This window comes from Nocardioides sp. Iso805N, assembly GCF_000364605.1.
Classification (GTDB): Bacteria; Actinomycetota; Actinomycetes; order Propionibacteriales; family Nocardioidaceae; genus Nocardioides.
The window spans coordinates 679,129-698,243 of the sequence record NZ_KB822576.1 but is presented as its reverse complement, the minus strand read 5'-3'; the positions used below and the strand labels follow the sequence as shown (position 1 = coordinate 698,243).

Genomic DNA, 19,115 nt, shown 5'->3' with positions numbered 1-19,115 from the left:
CACGGGTCGGTCTACTGCTCCAAGGCCTACGCCAAGCTGTGCCGCAAGCTCGGCGTCACCCAGTCCATGGGCGCGGTCGGATCCTCGGCCGACAACGCGCTCGCGGAGTCGTTCAACGCCACGATGAAGCGCGAGGTCCTCCAAGACGCCGCCTGCTGGGCCGACGAGGTCACCTGCCGCCGGCAGGTCTTCAAGTGGCTCGTCCGCTACAACACCCGCCGCCGCCACTCCTGGTGCGGCTATCTGTCCCCGTCCACCTACGAGGCCCGCCGGCCCGCTACGCTGCCGACCGCCGCGTAATCACACCCCGTGTCCAAGATCCGGGGGTAGGGCCCGGTGGCGTAGTGGCGGCGAGTCAGCCATTGCCGCACCGTGCGGTGGGCGCGTTCGCACTTGCCGTTGGTCTGGGGATGGTGGATCGAGGTGGTGATCGCTCGTATGCCCAGGGCCTCGAGGTTGGCTTCCATCGGGCTGATCCACCCGCGTCGACGACCGGAGAAGGCGAGTCCGTTGTCACTGAGGACCTGTGCCGGCAGTCCGTAGGAGGCGGCCGCGCGGGTGAAGCACTCCCAAGCCTCGGCGGCGTTCTCGCTGCGGATCGCCCGCAGCCCGATGTCCAGCCCCGAACAGTCATCAACGATCTGCAAGACCACCACCACCGTGGCGGCCTGATCACACAGCGTGTGTTGGAACCCGTCGATCTGCCAGCGGCCGTTGGGATGCTCGGCGCGGAATCGGCGGGTCGCACGCCGAGGACGGCGCTGTGGGACCTTGGCCAACTGCCCGCGGCGTTCCAAGATCCGGTTGATGGTGGCCCGTGAGGGCACCCGCTCACCGGGCGGCCACACCACGGGGTCGGCGCGGTAGACATCGAGTCGGAAGCGAATCGAGTCCGCGCCGGCATCCCAACCGTCCTCGGCCAGTTCCTTGCGTGCACGGCAGACCAGATCCTCTACCGCCGCGGGGATATGGGTCGGACTGCTTATCGGCCGCCGCGAGTCCGGAAATAGTCCCTCGACACCCCGAGCTTTGAACCGGGCAAGGTACTTGTAGAACGTCGTGGTCGAGACGCCCACCCGGGCACACTCGACCACGACGTCGAACCGCTCACCCTCAATGCCACGAGCCACCAACGCGGCGAGCTCTGGACTCACTGCGACCCCATCTCTGGCCATACCCCAGCCTGGAGCTTGACCGATCAGGTGTCCGCGATGTCTTGAGACTTAATCCGTCCGCGATGTCCCGAGCCTTCACAGGGGCGCCGGGGCCGCGGTGACACTCACAACTCACTCGAACAGCGCCTCACTCGAACAGCGTCGGGATCGCCGGCTCGCCCTTCATCATCGACTGCACCGCGATCGGGAGCTCGGCGACGGCGGCGCGGTGACGGTCGCGAGCGACCGCGAGGGGCTCGCGGCCGACGATCTCGCCGTCGAGCACCAGCGGCGTCACCAGGGTGCGGTCGTCGCCGTCATCGACCGGGGGAGTGCCGATGCCCACCACCTCGGCCTCCGCCACCCCGCCGACGGTACGGCGCCGCAGCGCATACTTGCGGCCCCCGATCGAGGACTTGTCGATGCTCTGCTTGGCCACCGAGACCATCTCGCCTCTATCGCCCTCGCGCGCTACCAGCTTGTAGACCAGCCCACAGGTGGGTGCGCCGGAGCCGGTGACCAGCTGGGTGCCCACGCCGTATCCGTCGACCGGGGCTGCCGCGAGCGCGGCGATCGCGAACTCGTCCAGGTCGCTGGTCACGATGATCTTGGTCTGGTGGGCGCCGAGCTCGTCCAGCTGGCGGCGTACGTCGTGGGCGAGGACGCCGAGGTCGCCGGAGTCGATCCGAACGGCACCCAGGCCGGTGCCCGCGACCTCGACCGCGACCCGCACCGCCTCGGCGATGTCATAGGTGTCGACCAGCAGCGTCGTGCCCGTGCCGAGCGAGGCCACCTGTGCGTGGAAGGCGTCGCGTTCGCTGTCGTGCAGCAGCGTGAAGGCGTGCGCGGACGTGCCGGTCGACGGTACGCCGTAGCGCGCCCGGGCGGCCAGGTTGGAGGTCGCCTCGAAGCCCGCCACGTAGGCGGCGCGGGCAGCGGCGACCGCCGCCTCCTCATGGGTCCGCCGTGAGCCCATCTCGATGCACGGTCGTCCGCCCGCCGCCAGCGTCATCCGGGAGGCCGCCGAGGCGATCGCACTGTCGTGGTTGTAGATCGAGAGCAGCACCGTCTCCAGCAGCACCGCATCGGCGAAGGTCGCCTCGACGGTGAGCAGCGGCGAGTGCGGGAAGTAGACCTCGCCCTCGGCGTAGCCCCACGCCGAGCCCTGGAAGCGGTATTCGGCGAGCCAGCTCAAGGTGGCGTCGTCGACCACGCCGCCGAGCGCCGCCAGCACGTCGGGGTCGAACCGGAAGGACTCGATCGCGTCGAGGGCGCGACCGACCCCGGCGACCACGCCGTACCGGCGTCCTTCGGGCAGCCGCCGCGGGAACAGCTCGAAGACGCTGCGCCGGCCGGCGGTGCCGCTCGCCAGGGCGGCCTGCAGCATCGTCAGCTCATAGTGGTCGGTCAGCAGCGCCGTCGACGTGCCGGGAAGGGTTGCGCTGGCGGAGAGCCGTGTCGAGGTCACGGCGCCATCGTGGCACGATGGATCCATGTCCGCGCCGAGCCCTGTGGAACTCGACGAACCGGTCACCGACGACCTGGCGATCCCGGCCACACCGTGGGTCACCATCGTCTGGAACGACCCGGTCAATCTGATGTCCTACGTCACCTACGTGTTCCAGAAGTACTTCGGCTACGAGAAGAAGAAGGCCGAGAAGCTGATGATGGAGGTGCACGAGGACGGTCGCTCCGCGGTGAGCACCGGCAGCCGCGAGGAGATGGAGCGTGACGTGCAGGCGATGCACGGTTACGGTCTCTGGGCGACGCTGGAGAAGCAGGGGTGAGCGGCCGATGACAGGATTCGCCTACCACCGCCGTGGCAAGCAGATCGCTGCCACGTTCAGCGGCTTCGAGGCCGACCTGCTGCGTTCGCTGGCCTCTCAGCTCATCGAGCTGCTGCACGACGAGGCCTCGCTGCCGCAGCAGACCAGCGACCCGCTGGAGGCACTGCTCGACTTCTCCGGCCCTACCACCGAGCCCGAGGACCCGGTGCTGGCCCGGCTCTTCCCGACCGCCTATCGCGACGACGAGGAGGCGGCCGGCGAGTTCCGCCGCTTCACCGAGGGCAGCCTGCGCGAGAGCAAGGCGGCCGGGGCGAGCTCGATCGTGGAGGCCCTCGAGGAGGCAGGCCTGCCGCCGGAGCTGCTCGAGGACGGTCTCATGATCGATGTCGAGCTCGACGCAGCCGAGGCCGAGACGTGGATGCGCTCCTTCACCGATCTGCGACTCGCGCTCGCCACCCGCCTCGACATCGAGGAGGGTGACGAGGACTACTGGGACCAGCTCTCCGAGGAGGACCCGCGCAGCCAGGTCTACGGGATCTACCAGTGGCTGGGCTACCTCCAGGAGACGCTGGTCGAGTCCCTGGTCCGCGCCGCATAACGTACGGCGAGGGTCTCGGCCGCCATCGTCCACGGGATGGGCGATGCGGTCGCGCCCCGACCGCGGAACTAGGCTGGAGAGCGTGCTGACCATCGACCAGGCGACGTACGACGCCATCGTCGCCCACGCGAAGCGTGACCACCCGGACGAGGCCTGCGGCATCGTGGCCGGCCCGGAAGGGAGCGACCGCGCGGAGCGCTTCGTCGAGATGGTGAACGCGGCCGGAAGTCCGACGTTCTACGAGTTCGACTCCACCGACCTGCTCCAGCTCTACAAGGAGATGGACGCCCGCGACGAGGAGCCGGTGGTGGTCTACCACTCGCACACCGCGACGGAGGCCTATCCCAGCCGAACCGACATCGGTCTGGCGAGCGAGCCCAACGCCCACTACGTGCTGGTCAGCACCCGTGAGCACGGGAATAACCCGGGCCCCGTGGAGTTTCGTTCCTATCGGATCGTCGAGGGCGAGGTGGCCGAGGAAGAGGTCACCGTCGTACCGACGCTGTCCTGATCCACACCCCGCCTTTCCAGCACCACGTCCGAGCCTTCGGCTGAGAAGCCGGCCACCGGGCCCGGCCAAAGAAAACTAGGAGAAGACATGGCCATCGAGGTCAAGATCCCGACCATCCTGCGCACCTACACCGGTGGCGAGAAGGCCGTCCCGGCCGAGGGCACGACGCTGAGCGCGCTCATCGACGACCTCGAGTCCAACCACGCCGGCATCAAGGACCGTCTGATCGACAACGGCGACCTGCGTCGGTTCGTGAACGTCTACGTCAACGACGAGGACGTCCGCTTCATCGGCGGCCTCGAGGCCGAGCTGAAGGACGGCGACGCGGTCGTCATCCTGCCGGCCGTCGCCGGCGGGGCGAACTGAACCCATGGCGCGCTACGACAACCTGATCAGCTCGGTCGGCGGCACCCCGCTGGTCGGGCTGCCCAGGCTGTCGGAGATGGTCGGGGGCGGTCCGGGCGGCGCTGACGTCCGCCTGTGGGCGAAGCTCGAGGACCGCAACCCCACCGGCTCGATCAAGGACCGTCCGGCCCTGAAGATGATCGAGGAGGCGGAGAAGGGCGGCATCCTGCGCCCCGGCTGCACGATCTTGGAGCCGACCTCCGGCAACACCGGCATCTCCCTGGCGATGGCGGCCAAGCTCAAGGGCTACCGGATCGTCTGCGTAATGCCGGAGAACACCTCGGAGGAGCGTCGCCAGCTGCTCCGGATGTGGGGAGCCGAGATCGTCTCCTCGCCCGCCGCGGGCGGCTCCAACGAGGCGGTCCGGGTCGCCAAGCGGCTCGCCGCCGAGCACCCGGACTGGGTGATGCTCTACCAGTACGGCAACGCCGCGAACGCCCTCGCGCACGAGGAGGGCACCGGCCCCGAGCTGCTGAGCGACCTGCCGAGCATCACCCACTTCGTCGCGGGCCTCGGCACCACCGGCACCCTGATGGGGGTCTCGCGGTTCTTCCGTGGCGCCAAGCCGGACGTGCGGATCATCGCCGCCGAGCCGCGCTACGGCGAGCTCGTCTACGGCCTGCGCAACCTCGACGAGGGGTTCGTGCCCGAGCTGTACGACGCCTCGCTCATCGACTCCCGGTTCTCGGTCGGCCCGCGTGACGCGGTCCGACGGGTGCGCGAGCTGCTCGAGTTCGAAGGCATCTTCGCCGGCATCTCGACCGGTGCGATCCTGCACGCCGCCCTCGGCCAGGCCGCCAAGTGCGTCAAGGCGGGCGAGCGTGCCGACATCGCTTTCGTCGTCGCCGACGGCGGGTGGAAGTACCTCTCCACGGGTGCCTACGAGGGCACGATCGACGAGGCCGAGGAAGGCCTCGAGGGTCAGCTCTGGGCCTAACGGCGACGTCAGGCTTCACTCCGGCGGGCGTTGCTCGGCGTACGGGGCTGGCGTGGTGTCAGTGGAGGGCGTCGAGGAAGTCGCGGACGACGTACCCGACGAACGCCGGCCGCTCGACGATCAGCAGGTGGCCGGCGTCGGGGACGATGCACAGCTGACCGCCGGGCACCGAGCGGGCGATCAGCGCGGTGTGCTCCAGCGAGACCATGTCGTACTGGCCGGCCATCACCAGCGTCGGGGCGGTGATCGTGCCCAGCGAGGTCGCAGCGATGTGGGGCTCGGTGGTCCACAGGGCGTGCAGCTTCTCCTCGACCCGGGCGACCTCGGCGGCACCGCCGGGCGCTAGCTCGGCGTTCCGTGCCTCGATGGCGTGTGCCAGGTCCAGGGGCATGGCCCGCTCCGGGCCTCCCTCGACGAAGCCACTCGGGTCGATGTTCGCCGAGATCGCCACCACCGAGCGCACTCGGTCGGGATGGTCCCGGGCGAGCAGCAGCGCGGCGATCGCCCCGTCGCTGAACCCGACCAGGTGCGCGTCGGGGAGACCGAGGGCGTCGAGGTAGGCGAGCGTGTCGGCGAGGACGTCGGCATAGGAGAAGGAACCCTCACGGTCCGGTGTCCGGCCGTGGCCGGGGCGCTCGGCCGCATAGGTGCGATAGCCCGGATCGAGGGCCGTGGCCATCGGTTGCAACACCTCGAGCGAGCAGCCGCCTCCGTGCAGCAGCACGACGGGCGCGCCGTCGCCGGCGACCTCGTGATAGCTCTCCACGCCGCGCAGCGACAGATACGGCACCGGTCCTCCCTCGAAGCCGCGGGTGGGCGTGCGGCCGGGTCCATGGTGCCAGCGTTAGCCTCTTGCCTTGTGCGCGGCCTGATCTCCTCCCTTGACCCCGACGCCCCGATCGGCATCTTCGACTCCGGTTTCGGCGGCCTCACCGTGGCTCGCTCGGTCATCGACCAATTGCCGCACGAGTCGATCCTGTACGTCGGCGACACCGCGCGGGCGCCGTACGGCGAGAAGCCGATCGCGGAGGTGCGCGAGTATGCGCTCGAGTGCCTCGACCACCTCGTCGAGCAGGGCGTCAAGGCCCTGGTCATCGCCTGCAACTCCGCCAGTGCGGCGATGCTGCGCGACGCCCGGGAGCGGTACGACGTCCCGGTCGTCGAGGTGATCCTGCCCGCCACCCGCCGTGCCGTCGCGGCCAGCCGGACCGGCCGGATCGGCGTGATCTGCACGGAGGCGACCGCAGAGTCGATGGCCTACGACGACGCCTTCGCGGCGGCGCCACACGTCACGCTGACCACTCGGGCGTGCCCGAGGTTCGTGCCGTTGGTCGAGCAGGGCATCACGTCCGGCGATGAGCTGCTGCAGGCGGCGCACGAGTACCTGGACCCGCTGACCAGTGCCGGCATCGACACCCTGATCCTCGGCTGCACGCACTACCCACTGCTCACCGGCGTGATCTCCTACGTGATGGGGGACAACGTCACCCTGGTCAGCAGCGCCGAGGAGTCGGCCAAGGACGTCTACCGGATGCTGGCCGAGCGCGACCTCATGCGGGACGGCGGTGAGCCGACGTACGCGTTCCTGACCACCGGCGCGCCCGAGCAGTTCGAGACGATCGGGCGGCGCTTCCTGGGACCGGAGATGTCCCGGGCAGAGCAGTTCGTCGGTGGGCTCGGCTGAATCTCGCGCGCGCAGGCGCCGGAGGGTCGCTGCACTACGGTCGGCACGAGGCGCCCGTCACGTGTGACCTCGGTCAAGGCGTGCTGCCAAGTGGCGGGTATGGGCCTAGCCTTGCCTCTCATGTGCGGAGGTCTCTCGTGAAGCTGTCGATCGTCGGGTGCAGCGGCTCCTATCCGGGACCCGACTCGCCCGCCAGCTGCTACCTGGTCCAGGCCGACGATGCCGAGGGCCGCACCTGGAACCTCCTGCTCGACCTCGGCAACGGTGCCCTTGGCGCACTGCACCGCTACATCGACCCGTTGCAACTGGACGCGATCCTGCTCAGCCACCTGCACGCCGACCACTGCATCGACATCACCAGCTACTACGTCCTGCGCAAGTACCACCCCTCCGGCTCGCAGCCGGTGATCCCGATCCATGGTCCGAAGGGCTCCGCGCGCCGGCTGGCGCACGCCTTCGACCTGCCCCGCAAGCCCGGGATGCGCGAGGAGTTCGCCTTCCACCGCTACCGGGACGCCTTCGAGATCGGGCCCTTCACGATCGAGCCGCGGGCCGTGGACCACCTCGGCATGCCCGCCTACGGTATGCGGATCACCGCGGACGGCGCCACCTTGGCCTACAGCGGCGACACCGGACCCACCGACGTGCTGGTCGAGCTTGCCGAGGGCGCCGACCTGTTCCTGTGCGAGGCCTCGTTCCGTGAGGGGGACGACAACCCGCCCAGCCTGCACCTCACCGGACGCGAGGCCGGCGAGGCCGCGCAGCGGGCGGGGGTCAAGCGACTGGTCATCACTCACGTGCCGCCGTGGCACGATGCGGAGAAGATCCTGGCCGAGGCCGTGCCGGTCTTCGACGGCCCGACCGAGCTGGCGCGATCGGGTGCGACGTACGTCCTCTGAGCGACGATCTGGGTGGGCGACGGCGCGGCCGTGACATCTGTCCTGCATGAATTCAGGGCATTCCCCGATGCAGAGTCGCCCCGGACAGGGCAGGCTGTCCCCATGATCAAGGTAGAAGGCCTGACCCGGACCTACGGGAGCTACACCGCGGTCGACGACGTCAGCTTCGAGTGCCAGCCCGGCCGGGTCACCGGCTTCCTCGGGCCCAACGGGGCCGGCAAGTCGACCACGATGCGCATCATCGTCGGCCTGACGGCGCCGACCAAGGGCAGCGCGACGGTCAAGGGGGTGCACTACCACGACCTGCCGAACCCGGGCCGGACCGTCGGCGTCCTGCTCGACGCGTCCGCGCAGCACGACGGTCGCACAGGCCGTGAGGTGCTGACCCTGGGGGCCATGACGATGGGGCTGCCGCTGAGCCGGGTCGACGAGATGCTGCACCTGGTCTCGCTCAGCCCGAGCGAGGCCAAGCGCCGCATCCGCAACTACTCCCTCGGCATGCGACAGCGGCTCGGCATCGCGCACGCGTTGCTCGGCGACCCGGAGGTGCTCATCCTTGACGAGCCCGCCAACGGCCTGGACCCGGCCGGCATCCGCTGGATGCGCGGCCTGCTCAAGTCGTACGCCGACAGGGGCGGCACGGTGCTGCTCTCCAGCCACCTGCTGCACGAGGTCGAGCTGATCGCCGACGAGATGATCCTGATCGGCAAGGGCAAGATCGTCGCCCAGGGCGACCGCAAGGCGCTGCTGGCGCACAACGGCAAGGTCGAGACCCTGGTGACATCGCTGGACAACGAGGCGCTCGCCAAGGCACTGACCGGCAAGGGTGTCGGCGTCGTACCTGCCGGTGACGGCCTGCGCGTCTCCGCCGAGGCGGTGGAGGTCGGTCGCACCGCTGTCGAGCACCACATCGTCCTGACCGACCTCCGCTCCGGCGACGGAGGCCTCGAGGAGCTGTTCCTGCAGCTCACCGCCGACACCCAGCGCGAAGGAGCAGTGGCATGAGCGCCGTCACCCAGACCCAGGCCCCGGCCCGACCGGCGGCCGGTGGGATCCCGTTCAGCCGGCTGCTGCAGGTCGAGTTCCGCAAGTCGTGGGACACCCGCGCGAGCTTCTGGCTGCTGTTCTCGCTCGGTGCGATCGTGCTCGTCGCCGAGCTCATCACCGCGATCGTGACCGGCGTGCAGAACGTGGACGACGTGCAGTTCGGCACCTTCGCGACGGTTGCCGGATTCATCAGTCAGCTGTTGCTGCCCGTGCTCGGGATCATGCTGGTCACCTCCGAGTGGAGCCAGCGCACGGCGATGGTCACCTTCTCCCTCGAGCCGCGTCGTGGGCGGGTGGTGCAGGCGAAGATGGCCGTCGGTCTGATCTGGACCGCGCTGACCGTCGTCTTCGCGCTGCTCATGGGGGCGATCTTCAACCTGCTCTACGGAGCGATCGCGGGGAACATCGACTGGTCGGGCGGGGCCGGCATCACCGGCTTCATCATCACCCAGACACTCGCCATGCTGCTCGGCTTCGCGCTTGCCGCGCTGCTGCTGAACACGCCGGCGGCGATCGTCATCTACTTCGCCTACCTCTTCGCCCTGCCGACCATCCTCGCCATTGGTGCTGCGCTGATGGACTGGTTCAAGTCGTTCCAGGAGTGGATCAACTACAGCGATGCCCAGAACCCGCTCTACGACGGCTTCTGGAACATGAGCGGCAGCGAGTGGGGCAAGCTTCTCGTCTCCTGCGCTATCTGGTTCGGCATCCCACTCACGGTGGGGCTGCGGCGGATCCTGCGCGCCGAGGTCAAGTAGCTCCCTGACACCGATGAACCACGACACCCCGACGGGGCCGGCGCACAGCCGGCCCCGTCGTCGTTGCGGGCCGGCCGACCGCGACCGCCGAGCGTGGGCCTGTCGGTGCGGACCGTTAGGGTCGGGCTCATGACGAGCATTGCCCGCGCCGACGGCCGCGCCAACGACGAGCTGCGCCCCATCACGATCACCCGCAACTGGCTCGACCACGCCGCCGGGTCGGTGCTGATCGAGTTCGGCGGCACCAAGGTGCTGTGCGCCGCCTCCGCCTCCGAGGGCGTGCCGCGCTGGCGCAAGGGCTCCGGCCTGGGCTGGGTCACCGCCGAGTACGCGATGCTGCCCGCCTCCACCAACACCCGCTCGGACCGGGAGTCGGTGAAGGGCCGGATCGGCGGCCGCACGCACGAGATCTCCCGTCTCATCGGCCGTTCGCTGCGCGCCGTGATCGACTACGAGAAGCTCGGCGAGAACACCATCCAGATCGACTGCGACGTGCTCCAGGCCGACGGTGGCACCCGCACCGCCTCGATCACCGGCGCCTACATCGCGCTCGCCGACGCGTGCGCCAAGCTCGGCGTCCCGCAGGCGCTGACCGGCTCGGTCGCCGCGATCAGCGTCGGCATCATCGACGGCACTCCGCGGCTCGACCTGCCCTACGAGGAAGATGTCCGCGCCGAGACGGACATGAACATCGTCATGACCGGCGCGGGGAAGTTCGTCGAGGTCCAGGGCACCGCCGAGGGCGCCGCCTTCGACCGGGCCGAGCTCGACTCCCTTCTCGCCCTGGGCGAGAAGGGTTGCGCCGACCTGACCCGGCTGCAGCTGGAGGCGCTGGGACGATGAGCCTTCGACAGTCTCAGGACGGTGGCGCCCAGATCTTCGTCGCATCGCGCAATGCCAAGAAGATCGCGGAGATGGAGCGCATCCTCGCGCCGCTCGTCCCCGGCGTGCAGGTGCTCGGGCTCGATGACGTCGACTTCTACGAGGAGCCGGTGGAGGACGCGCCGACCTTCGAGGGCAACGCGCTGATCAAGGCCCGGGCCGGGTTCGCGGCAACCGGGCTGCCCAGCGTCGCCGACGACTCGGGGCTGTGTGTGGACGCGCTCAACGGCATGCCGGGCGTGCTCTCGGCGCGCTGGGGAGGCAAGCCGAAGAGTGACGACCGGAACAACCAGCTGCTGCTCGATCAGCTGGGTGACGTGCCGGACGAGCGCCGGCAGGCGCACTTCGCCTGCGTGATCGCCTTCGTCCACGGCGCCGGCGAGCTCGTCGTCGAGGGCCGGATGGACGGCCGCGTCATCCGCGAGGTGCGGGGGAGCGGCGGCTTCGGCTACGACGTGCTCTTCGTCGCCGACGACACCCCGGACGGCCGCACCAGCGCCGAGCTGAGCGTCGCGGAGAAGGACGCCATCTCCCACCGCGGCAAGGCGATGCGCGAGATCGGCCCTGCGATCGCCGCCGTACTCGCGGACTGAGCGAGGACGTGACGCTCTACCGCGCGGCGGCCGAGGCTGTCGCCGGCTATGCCGACGAACCCAAGCTCTCGGAGATCTCGATCGCCGACGAGCGCGCCGCTACCCGGGACGCGGCAGCACAGGAGCTCAGGGAAGAGGTCGCCGACGTCGAGGAGGTCGAGGCCAACGGCGTGCGCTGCCGGCTCTACCGTCCCACGGACGCCCGACCGGGGCTGGTCGTCCACCTGCACGGCGGCGGGTTCGTCTTCCACGACATCGACGTGCACGATGCGGCGGTGCGACGGCTCGCCAACCGTGCCGGGCTGGCGGTGCTGAGCGTCGACTACCGGCGGCCCCCCGAGGATCGGTTCCCGGCCGCGGTCGAGGACGTCGATGCTGTCCTGGCCTGGATCCGGGAGCGGGAGGTGGCCGAGCCGCTGTTCGTGCACGGCGACAGCGCCGGTGGCAACCTCGCCCTCGTCGCTGCATTGCGGCACCCCGACCTCTTCGCGGCGGCGGTGCTGATCTACCCGTTCCTCGACCCGACGCAGGCGTTCGACTCCTACGACAGCGCGGCCGAGGGGTTCGATCGGCAGGAGGCGGCCTGGTACTGGACGCAGTACGCCGCCGATCCCGCCGACCTGGCCCATCCCGACCTCGCCCCGCTGCTCAGCGACCGGCTCGGCACCCTGCCGCCGACGCTGGTCGTCACCGCCGAGCACGACCCGCTGCGGGACGAGGGGGAGGAGCTCGCTCGCAGGCTGGACGCGCTCGCCGTGGACGTGACAGCGACCCGCTACCTCGGGCAGGTCCACGGATTCTGGCGCCGCCCCGCCTTCGGGGCCTCCGACCGGTTGATGAGGCAGGTCGCCGGCTTCTTGGCGGCATACTCCTGACCGACTCGCGTCAGCGCGTCTGGTCCAGCAGCTCGGTGATCTCGCGGTCGTGCGGGGCCAGGATGCGCGCGCGCTCGAAGTCCGCCGCGGCCGCCGCGGTGCGTCCCATCCGCAGCTCGGCGATGCCACGGTGCACCAGCGGAAGCGCCCGCGCGGGGTAGGCCGCCACGAGCAGGTCCAGGCGTGCGATCGCGTCCGTGTAGCGGCGCGCGGTGACGTCGGTGATGGCGAGCGCGAGCGCGGACCGGTACGTGCCGGGTGCGGCCCGCTGGCTGATCTCGGCATAGCGACGCGCGGCCTGCTGCGCACTGGTCGCGGAGGAGCCGGCAAGGGCGCTGGAGGCGAGCGTCGCGATGTCGGGGTCGTAGGGGCGCAGCAGGCGTGCTCGGTCGATCGCGCGCGAGCCGGCCTCCGGATGGCCGGCGAGGATCTCGTGCACGCCCCGCGTGAAGGCGATCTCAGCGACGCACGCGCTCGCCGCGACGACAACGGCAGCGACGCTCAGCATCAGGGCCGCGCGGCGCCGTCGGCTCGGCAGGCGAGCGGCCGAGGGAGCGATCAGAACGCCGAGGAGGAAGGCCGCCGGCACCGTCGAGCCCACGATGGTGAAGTTGGTCGCCAGCCCGACACCGAAGGCGATCACCGCGGCGAGGAGGCCGGGGGTGAGGTCGTCGGCGTCCTCACGCCGCGCGGCCCGGACCCCGACCGAGCAGACGACCACGGCGAGGGCGATGGCGAGGGCAACGCCGACCAGCCCCGCGTCGGCTGCGAACTGCCAGACCCAGGAGTGCGGCGAGTTGAGGATCGCGTTGTCGCGGCCGGCCCCGTGCGCCCACGCGGTCGTCTCGTAGCGCCCAATGGTGTCCATGTAGCCGCTCGCCCCAACGCCCGTCCACAGGTGGTCGCGGAACAGGTGCCAGGTCATGCCCCAGATCTGGAAGCGGGCGTCGATGCTGAAGCCGTCGCTGAAGCGGGCCCGGGTCAGGGGTACGGCGATGGCCAGAGCGACGGCTGCGAGCGGCGCCAGCATCGCCGCGAGGGCATATCGACGGCCCTGCGACGCGATCAGGACGATAGCTGCGGCCGCGACGCCGATCAGGGCGGCCCGGCTGCCCGAGACCGCCAGCACGAAGACGGCGGCGGTGGCCCCCAACCCGAGGAGCGCATCGCGGCGTGCGTAGGCGGGGCCGATCAGCACGACGAGTGCGAGCATCGCGAACAGGCCCTGGTCGGTGGCATTGCCCAACAGCGACCCGCTGCGCACGGCGGTCAGACCGAGAGGATTGTGACCGAGGACCTCGGCCAACGTCGCTGCGCCGAGGGCGAGCATGGCGCCCGAGAGCGCATCCGGCAGGGCTTCGCGGGCTGCGCTTCCGGGAGCGAGCGTGGTGCCCAGCCAGAGCGCGGCGGCGTACAGGGCAAGCATCGGCACGCCTTCGTAGCGCGGGGCGCGGCCGAGGAGAGCAGTAGCGGTGTGGCCGCTTGTCAGTGCTGTCGCAACGACGACGGTCAGTCCCACGAGTCCGACCGCGAGGAGTCGACGGGGGATGCCACCCCGATAGCCGGCCGCGACTCCGAGGAGCACGGCCAGGGCGGTGGCGAGTGCCTTGCCGAAGATCCACATGTTGCTCGCCCCAGGGATCCACACGAGCGGCGCGAACGCCGCCGTCCAGGTGGCGCTGACGGCGAGGCGGTCCGGGATCACAGCGCGCAAGTGTGCAGCCTCACGCACGCGAACACCAAGTGAACAAGATGTGACATTCCCGTGGCCAAATTTTGCTCAGCACCTGTTCGCCGGATGCCGAAGGACCTCCCGGACTATTTCTCGAATCCAGGAGATCAGATGACTCAGCATCGTTGGCGGCGAGTGCTCGGCGCAGCCGCCGTGACGCTCACCTTGGCTGCCGGCGCGGGCGCTGCCCACGCCGTCGCCGTCGCGGGTGACGACGTCTCGAGCGGCACGATCGGCACCGACGTCTCGGGCGGCACCGGTGGCGGTGACCTCTCCGGTGGCACCACGCCGACCGACAGCCCCTCGAGCACGCCGACCGACAGCCCGTCGGGCACGCCGTCCGGCACGCCGTCGGGCACGCCGTCGGGTACGCCGTCGGGCACGCCGTCGGGCACGCCGTCGGGCACCCCGTCGGGCACGCCGTCGGGCACCCCGTCGGGCACGCCGTCGGGCACGCCGTCGGGCACGCCGTCGGGCACCCCGTCGGGCACCCCGTCGCCGAGCAAGACGCCGAGCGTGACCCCGTCGCCGACGACGTCCACGCCGGCGCCGCTCACCAAGCAGCAGAAGCAGGTCAAGTCGGCCAAGGCGAAGGTCCAGCAGGGCTCCGCCAAGGTCAAGTCCCTGACGGTCAAGCTCCACCAGGCCAAGGCCAGTGGCTCGGCGAAGGCTGTCAAGAAGGCGAAGAAGCACCTGGCCTCGGCCAAGAAGCAGCTGGCCAAGGAAAAGAAGGCGCTCGCGAACGCGAAGAAGGCGCTCGCCAAGTCGCAGAAGAAGTCCAAGAAGTAGCACTGCGGCGACGCCCGCAGGGTGCGGCGGAAGGCCCTCGTCCCGGAACACCGGGGTGGGGGCCTTCCGCCCTACCGGGGCCGCTGCCGGTGCTCAGGCCTGACAGGATGGACCCATGCGCGTTCACCTCGGCTGCGACCATGCCGGACTCGACCTCAAGGCCCACCTCACCACGCGTCTGACCGAGCTCGGCTACGACGTGGTCGACCACGGTCCGTTCGTCTACGACGCGCTGGACGACTACCCGGTGTTCTGCATCAGGGCCGCCGAGGGCGTCGTACGCGACCGTGCGGCCGGCCTGGACAGCCTCGGTGTCGTCATCGGCGGCTCAGGCAACGGTGAGCAGATCGCCGCCAACAAGGTCAAGGGCATCCGCGCAGCGCTGGCCTGGTCCGACGAGACCGCCAAGCTGGGCCGCGAGCACAACAACGCCCAGGTCGTCGCGGTGGGCGGCCGCATGCACAGCCTCGAGGACATGACCCGCTTCGTCGAGATCTTCCTCGCCGAGCCGTTCAGCGAGGAAGAGCGACACGTACGCCGGATCGGCCAGCTCGACCGCTACGAGTCCACCGGCAAGCGTCCGACGCTCCCGGCCTCGGCCGCGGGACTCGGTCCGGCCGAGGACCAGGACTGATCGAGGACGGGGGACCATGCCCGAGGGGCACACCCTCCATCGACTCGCCGCTGACCTCAGCCTCGCGTTCGGTGGACAGGTCGTCAGGGTCGGAAGCCCGCAGGGTCGCTTCGCCGAATCGGCCGCACAGGTCGATGGCCAGGTGCTCGAGGGCGCCGAGGCCTGGGGCAAGCACGTGTTCATCGAGTTCCCGGCCGACCGGTTCATCCACGTCCATCTCGGGCTCTACGGCAAGTTCCTGATCGGCCGCGGCGAGGCTCCGGCACCGGTCGGACAGGTGCGTCTGCGGATCATCGGCCCCCCGATGCTTCGACAGGCTCGGGACGGTGCAGGCTCGGAGGCCGGTGCGTACGCCGACCTGCGTGGCGCCACCACCTGCGCCCTCATCACAGCAGGTCAGCGCGACGCGGTGATCGCGCGGCTCGGGCCCGACCCGCTGCGGCCGGACGCCGACCCAGATCGTGCCTGGGCGCGGATCAGCCGCAGCAGGACACCGATCGGCGGCCTGCTGATGAATCAGGAGGTGCTGGCAGGGGTCGGCAACGTCTACCGTGCCGAGCTGCTCTTCCGGCACCGGATCGACCCGATGCGGCCGGGGAACACGCTGCAGCGCAAGCAGTGGACCGCGATGTGGGCCGACCTGGTCGAGCTGATGCACCAGGGCGTGGCGGACAACCGGATCGACACCGTTCGGCCCGAGCACACCCCCGAGGCGATGGGCCGGCCGCCGCGGGTCGACGACCACGGTGGCGAGGTCTACGTCTACCGCCGTACGGGCCAGCCGTGCCACGTGTGCGGCAAGGCAGTGCGCACCGCCGAGCTGCAGGGGCGCAATCTCTTCTGGTGCCCAGGGTGCCAACGTCCGTACAGGCAACGCACAGCGGTCGTACAGTGATGGCCCCGACCCCGACTCCGAAGCGAGCCAGGATGAGTGTGTACGCCGCGATCGCGCCGGTGGCGCTGCGGCGGCGACTGAGCGCCCTGCGCGCCCAGCAGCGTCGCTCGGGCCCGGAGGCTCGTGCCCTGTTGCTGCTGACCGCCCTGGCCCTCGTCTTGACCTGCGCGATCGTGCTGCTGCCCGATGTGGTGCCGCTCAACTCGCTGTTGGTGCCGCTGCTGGTGGGCAGCCTGGTGCTCGGTCCTCGAGTGCTGCCGTGGTTCGTGGTGCTGGTGATGACGGTGCTGGTTGCCGCGGTGCTGTTGCGGCACGGCCCGATCACCACGCTGACCGAGGTCTCGATCGGCGTGGAGTTCCTGCTCGGTCTGCTGGTGCTGCTGATGTCGTTCCGTCGCTCCCGACTCGGCGTCGCCGGGTTCCTGGGCGAGTCGATGTTCGTCGACCTGCGTGACCGGATCCTCAACCAGGGCGGCATGCCCGAGCTCCCCGAGGGCTGGCACGCGGAGACCTCGCTGGCCTCGGCGGGCGGCACGCTGTTCGCCGGCGACTTCGTGGTCGCCAACCGCCCGAGTCCCGAGCGACTCGAGGTGGTGGTCGTCGACGTGTCCGGCAAGGGCGAGCAGGCCGGCACCCGGGCGCTGCTGCTCTCCGGCTCCTTCGGTGGCCTGCTCAGCGCGCTTCCACCCGAGGGGTTCCTGCCTGCGGCCAACGACTACCTGCTGCGTCAGGGCTGGGAGGAGGGCTTCGCCACCGCCGTACATCTCTCGCTGCGGCTCGACACCGGCGAGTTCGAGGTCCGTACGGCGGGCCACCCGCCGGCCGTGCTACGTACGGCGGGCGACGGCCGGTGGAAGGTCCTGGCCAGCGAGGGCCCGGTGCTGGGCCTGATCGAGGACGCGGAGTTTGTGATGGATAGCGGGACGCTGCGTGCGGGCGACGCGATCATGCTCTACACCGACGGCATGGTCGAGGAGCCCCGGCGTGACATCGACCTCGGCATCGACCGTCTGCTGGGCGAGGCCGAGCAGGTGCTGCGCGGGGACTTCCACGGTGCGGCCCAGAAGCTGGTCACCGCGCTCGGGTCCAAGGACGACGACCGAGCGATGGTCGTGGTCACCCGCGGGCTCGGCTGAGCCATCGTCGGGGCATGGGACCGGTTGGGTGCCGCTGCCGCTGGTGTGGCACCATGTGCGGGTTGCTCGCAGGCGGAATGCCGTCGGCGCGGTGACACGCGGATGTAGCTCAATGGTAGAGCCCCAGTCTTCCAAACTGGCTACGCGGGTTCGATTCCCGTCATCCGCTCGGAACGAGTCTCTTCTCTGCGGGGAAGAGGTCATTTCGCGGGGCGTAGCGTAGTGGCTAGCGCGCCTGCTTTGGGAGCAGGAGACCGCAGGTTCGAGTCCTGTCGCCCCGACTGCTTCACCACCGATCAACAAGAGGAGAAAGCCTGTGAAGAGCGCCGTCGAGACCTTGAGCCCGACGCGGGCCAAGCTGACCGTCGAGGTGCCCTTCGAGGAGCTCAAGCCGAGCCTCGACAAGGCATACAAGCAGATCGCCCAGCAGGTGAACGTGCCCGGCTTCCGCCGCGGCAAGGTCCCGCCGCAGGTGATCGATCGCCAGGTCGGCCGCGGTGCCGTGCTCGACCAGGCGCTCAACGACGTTCTCCCGCAGAAGTACTCCGAGGCACTGCAGGAGAACGACCTGACTCCGCTGGCGCAGCCGGAGATCGAGGTCACCAAGTTCGAGGACAACGGTCCGCTGGAGTTCACCGCCGAGGTGGACGTGAAGCCGGAGATCGTGCTGCCCGACTACAGCGGCATCGAGGCTCAGGTCGACGACCTCGAGGTCAGCGACGAGGACGTCGAGGAGCAGGTCGACGCGCTGCGTGAGCGCTTCGGCACCCTCAAGGACGTCGAGCGCCCGGCCGGTGAGAACGACTTCGTCGTGATCGACCTCAAGGCCACCCAGGACGGCAACGACGTCGAGGGTGCCGAGGTCAGCGAGATGAGCTACCAGGTCGGTCGCGGCGGCATGCTCGAGGGTCTCGACGAGGCCGTCACCGGCCTCTCCGCCGGCGAGGAGAAGGCCTTCACCAGCCAGCTCGTCGGCGGCGACCTGATCGGTCAGGACGTCGACGTCGTCGTCAAGGTGACCCAGGTCCAGGAGCAGGAGCTGCCCGAGGTGGACGACGAGTTCGCCCAGCTGGCCAGCGAGTTCGACACCGTCGAGGAGCTCAAGGCCGACGTCAAGGAGCGACTCGCCCGCGGCAAGCGCCTCGAGCAGGCCGCCGCCGCCCGTGACGCCGTCCTCGAGGCGCTGCTGGAGAAGGTCGAGATCCCGCTGCCCGAGGGCCTGGTGACCGACGAGCTCAACAACCGCCGCGAGCAGTTCGAGCAGCAGCTCGTCTTCGCCGGTCTCACCCTGGAGAAGTACCTCGAGGACGAGGGCCAGACCCAGGAGGAGTTCGAGGCCGACCTCGACCGCCGCGTCCGTGACTCGATCGCCGCGCAGATGCTCCTCGACGAGATCGCCGGCAAGAACGAGTACGGCGTCGACCAGAACGAGCTGACCCAGCACGTCATCCGTCGCGCGCAGCAGTCGGGCCAGGACCCGCAGGAGGCCTTCGCCCACCTGCAGGAGCACCCGCACCACATCAGCGAGTACGCCGCCGAGATCGTCCGGGGCAAGGCCCTGGCCGAGATCGTCGAGGCCGCCAAGGTGACCGACAAGTCGGGCAACGAGGTCGTGCTCAAGGGCCTCCAGCCGGACGGCACCTTCGCTCCCGAGGGCGAGGAGTCCACCGAGGATTCTGCTGAGGAGTCCGCGGAGGAGTCCACCGAGGCCTGAGCCTCGCCGGCTTCGCAGCACCGGCCGCCGAGTCCGCACCCTGTGGGGTGCCGACTCGGCGGCCGTTCCTCTTCATGCACCCTCA

22 protein-coding genes and 2 tRNA genes are annotated in these 19,115 nt (G+C 69.9%); 20 read left to right on the top strand and 4 right to left on the bottom strand.

Features of this window, described 5'->3' with window-relative positions; genetic code table 11:
• The coding region (locus H036_RS0107660) for an integrase core domain-containing protein (protein WP_017934198.1) at window positions 1-300 on the top strand (300 nt) is incomplete at its 5' end.
• Here H036_RS0107660 and H036_RS24825 read toward each other — a convergent pair.
• Both H036_RS24825 and H036_RS0107650 read right to left on the bottom strand, forming a co-directional pair.
• Window positions 258-1,076: a DDE-type integrase/transposase/recombinase gene (locus H036_RS24825; protein ID WP_232421818.1), complete on the bottom strand. Its 819-nt coding sequence runs from the start codon at window positions 1,074-1,076 to the stop codon at window positions 258-260. The genes H036_RS0107660 and H036_RS24825 overlap by 43 nt on opposite strands.
• 226 nt (window positions 1,077-1,302) lie before the next feature.
• The gene (locus H036_RS0107650) at window positions 1,303-2,541 is read right to left on the bottom strand and encodes a nicotinate phosphoribosyltransferase (RefSeq protein ID WP_232421831.1); all 1,239 of its coding nucleotides are present in this window, start codon (window positions 2,539-2,541) and stop codon (window positions 1,303-1,305) included.
• A 106-nt stretch (window positions 2,542-2,647) separates the two neighbouring features.
• Here H036_RS0107650 and clpS point away from each other — a divergent pair, with 106 nt between their 5' ends.
• The 5 genes from clpS (at window position 2,648) to H036_RS0107625 (ending at window position 5,392) form a co-directional block, all read left to right on the top strand.
• On the top strand, window positions 2,648-2,941 hold the full coding sequence (gene clpS, locus H036_RS0107645; protein ID WP_017934195.1) for an ATP-dependent Clp protease adapter ClpS: 294 nt from the start codon (window positions 2,648-2,650) through the stop codon (window positions 2,939-2,941).
• Between the two features lie 7 nt (window positions 2,942-2,948).
• The gene (locus H036_RS0107640; RefSeq protein WP_017934194.1) at window positions 2,949-3,539 is read left to right on the top strand and encodes a DUF2017 domain-containing protein; all 591 of its coding nucleotides are present in this window, start codon (window positions 2,949-2,951) and stop codon (window positions 3,537-3,539) included.
• A gap of 82 nt (window positions 3,540-3,621) precedes the next feature.
• On the top strand, window positions 3,622-4,050 hold the full coding sequence (locus H036_RS0107635) for a Mov34/MPN/PAD-1 family protein (RefSeq protein ID WP_017934193.1): 429 nt from the start codon (window positions 3,622-3,624) through the stop codon (window positions 4,048-4,050).
• An 87-nt stretch (window positions 4,051-4,137) separates the two neighbouring features.
• A complete protein-coding gene (locus H036_RS0107630; protein WP_017934192.1) occupies window positions 4,138-4,416 on the top strand; it encodes a MoaD family protein in 279 nt (92 codons plus the stop codon).
• Between the two features lie 4 nt (window positions 4,417-4,420).
• Complete coding sequence (locus H036_RS0107625) at window positions 4,421-5,392, top strand: PLP-dependent cysteine synthase family protein (protein ID WP_017934191.1); 972 nt, start codon at window positions 4,421-4,423, stop codon at window positions 5,390-5,392.
• 58 nt (window positions 5,393-5,450) lie between these two features.
• Here H036_RS0107625 and H036_RS22120 read toward each other — a convergent pair whose 3' ends face one another.
• Entirely contained in the window at window positions 5,451-6,182 is a 732-nt protein-coding gene (locus H036_RS22120) for an alpha/beta fold hydrolase (protein WP_017934190.1), read from the bottom strand.
• 42 nt (window positions 6,183-6,224) lie between these two features.
• Here H036_RS22120 and murI point away from each other — a divergent pair, with 42 nt between their 5' ends.
• The 7 genes from murI (at window position 6,225) to H036_RS0107585 (ending at window position 12,130) form a co-directional block, all read left to right on the top strand.
• Window positions 6,225-7,076, top strand: a complete 852-nt coding sequence (gene murI, locus H036_RS0107615) for a glutamate racemase (RefSeq protein WP_051068620.1) — start codon at window positions 6,225-6,227, stop codon at window positions 7,074-7,076.
• Window positions 7,077-7,213: 137 nt separating this feature from the next.
• On the top strand, window positions 7,214-7,975 hold the full coding sequence (locus H036_RS0107610; protein WP_017934188.1) for an MBL fold metallo-hydrolase: 762 nt from the start codon (window positions 7,214-7,216) through the stop codon (window positions 7,973-7,975).
• Window positions 7,976-8,077: 102 nt separating this feature from the next.
• A complete protein-coding gene (locus tag H036_RS0107605) occupies window positions 8,078-8,980 on the top strand; it encodes an ABC transporter ATP-binding protein (protein WP_017934187.1) in 903 nt (300 codons plus the stop codon).
• Window positions 8,977-9,780: an ABC transporter permease gene (locus H036_RS0107600; protein ID WP_017934186.1), complete on the top strand. Its 804-nt coding sequence runs from the start codon at window positions 8,977-8,979 to the stop codon at window positions 9,778-9,780. The genes H036_RS0107605 and H036_RS0107600 overlap by 4 nt, the downstream gene beginning before the upstream one ends.
• Before the next feature lie 129 nt (window positions 9,781-9,909).
• Window positions 9,910-10,623 carry a ribonuclease PH gene (rph, locus tag H036_RS0107595; RefSeq protein ID WP_017934185.1) on the top strand — a complete coding sequence of 238 codons (714 nt, stop codon included), beginning with the start codon at window positions 9,910-9,912 and terminating at the stop codon, window positions 10,621-10,623.
• Window positions 10,620-11,255, top strand: a complete 636-nt coding sequence (gene rdgB / locus H036_RS0107590) for an RdgB/HAM1 family non-canonical purine NTP pyrophosphatase (RefSeq protein ID WP_017934184.1) — start codon at window positions 10,620-10,622, stop codon at window positions 11,253-11,255. Before rph ends, rdgB begins: the two co-directional genes overlap by 4 nt.
• 8 nt (window positions 11,256-11,263) lie before the next feature.
• The gene (locus tag H036_RS0107585; RefSeq protein WP_017934183.1) at window positions 11,264-12,130 is read left to right on the top strand and encodes an alpha/beta hydrolase; all 867 of its coding nucleotides are present in this window, start codon (window positions 11,264-11,266) and stop codon (window positions 12,128-12,130) included.
• Window positions 12,131-12,140: 10 nt separating this feature from the next.
• Here the strand turns inward: H036_RS0107585 and H036_RS0107580 are convergent, their stop codons facing one another.
• Window positions 12,141-13,835 (bottom strand): O-antigen ligase family protein, encoded by a 1,695-nt coding sequence (locus H036_RS0107580; RefSeq protein ID WP_017934182.1) that lies wholly within the window; start codon window positions 13,833-13,835, stop codon window positions 12,141-12,143.
• A gap of 138 nt (window positions 13,836-13,973) precedes the next feature.
• Between H036_RS0107580 and H036_RS25305 the strand changes: the two genes are divergently transcribed.
• The 7 genes from H036_RS25305 to tig all read left to right on the top strand — a co-directional run bounded on the left by H036_RS25305 (window position 13,974) and on the right by tig (window position 19,030).
• Window positions 13,974-14,651: a hypothetical protein gene (locus H036_RS25305; RefSeq protein ID WP_157417114.1), complete on the top strand. Its 678-nt coding sequence runs from the start codon at window positions 13,974-13,976 to the stop codon at window positions 14,649-14,651.
• Window positions 14,652-14,766: 115 nt separating this feature from the next.
• Entirely contained in the window at window positions 14,767-15,285 is a 519-nt protein-coding gene (locus H036_RS0107565; protein WP_017934180.1) for a ribose-5-phosphate isomerase, read from the top strand.
• 16 nt (window positions 15,286-15,301) lie between these two features.
• Window positions 15,302-16,180 (top strand): Fpg/Nei family DNA glycosylase, encoded by an 879-nt coding sequence (locus tag H036_RS0107560; RefSeq protein WP_017934179.1) that lies wholly within the window; start codon window positions 15,302-15,304, stop codon window positions 16,178-16,180.
• Window positions 16,181-16,212: 32 nt separating this feature from the next.
• Window positions 16,213-17,316, top strand: a complete 1,104-nt coding sequence (locus tag H036_RS0107555; protein WP_051068618.1) for a PP2C family protein-serine/threonine phosphatase — start codon at window positions 16,213-16,215, stop codon at window positions 17,314-17,316.
• A 98-nt stretch (window positions 17,317-17,414) separates the two neighbouring features.
• A tRNA-Gly gene (locus tag H036_RS0107550) sits at window positions 17,415-17,485 on the top strand.
• Window positions 17,486-17,524: 39 nt separating this feature from the next.
• A tRNA-Pro gene (locus H036_RS0107545) sits at window positions 17,525-17,597 on the top strand.
• Between the two features lie 35 nt (window positions 17,598-17,632).
• Window positions 17,633-19,030, top strand: a complete 1,398-nt coding sequence (gene tig, locus H036_RS0107540) for a trigger factor (protein WP_017934177.1) — start codon at window positions 17,633-17,635, stop codon at window positions 19,028-19,030.
• Window positions 19,031-19,115: the final 85 nt, after the last annotated feature.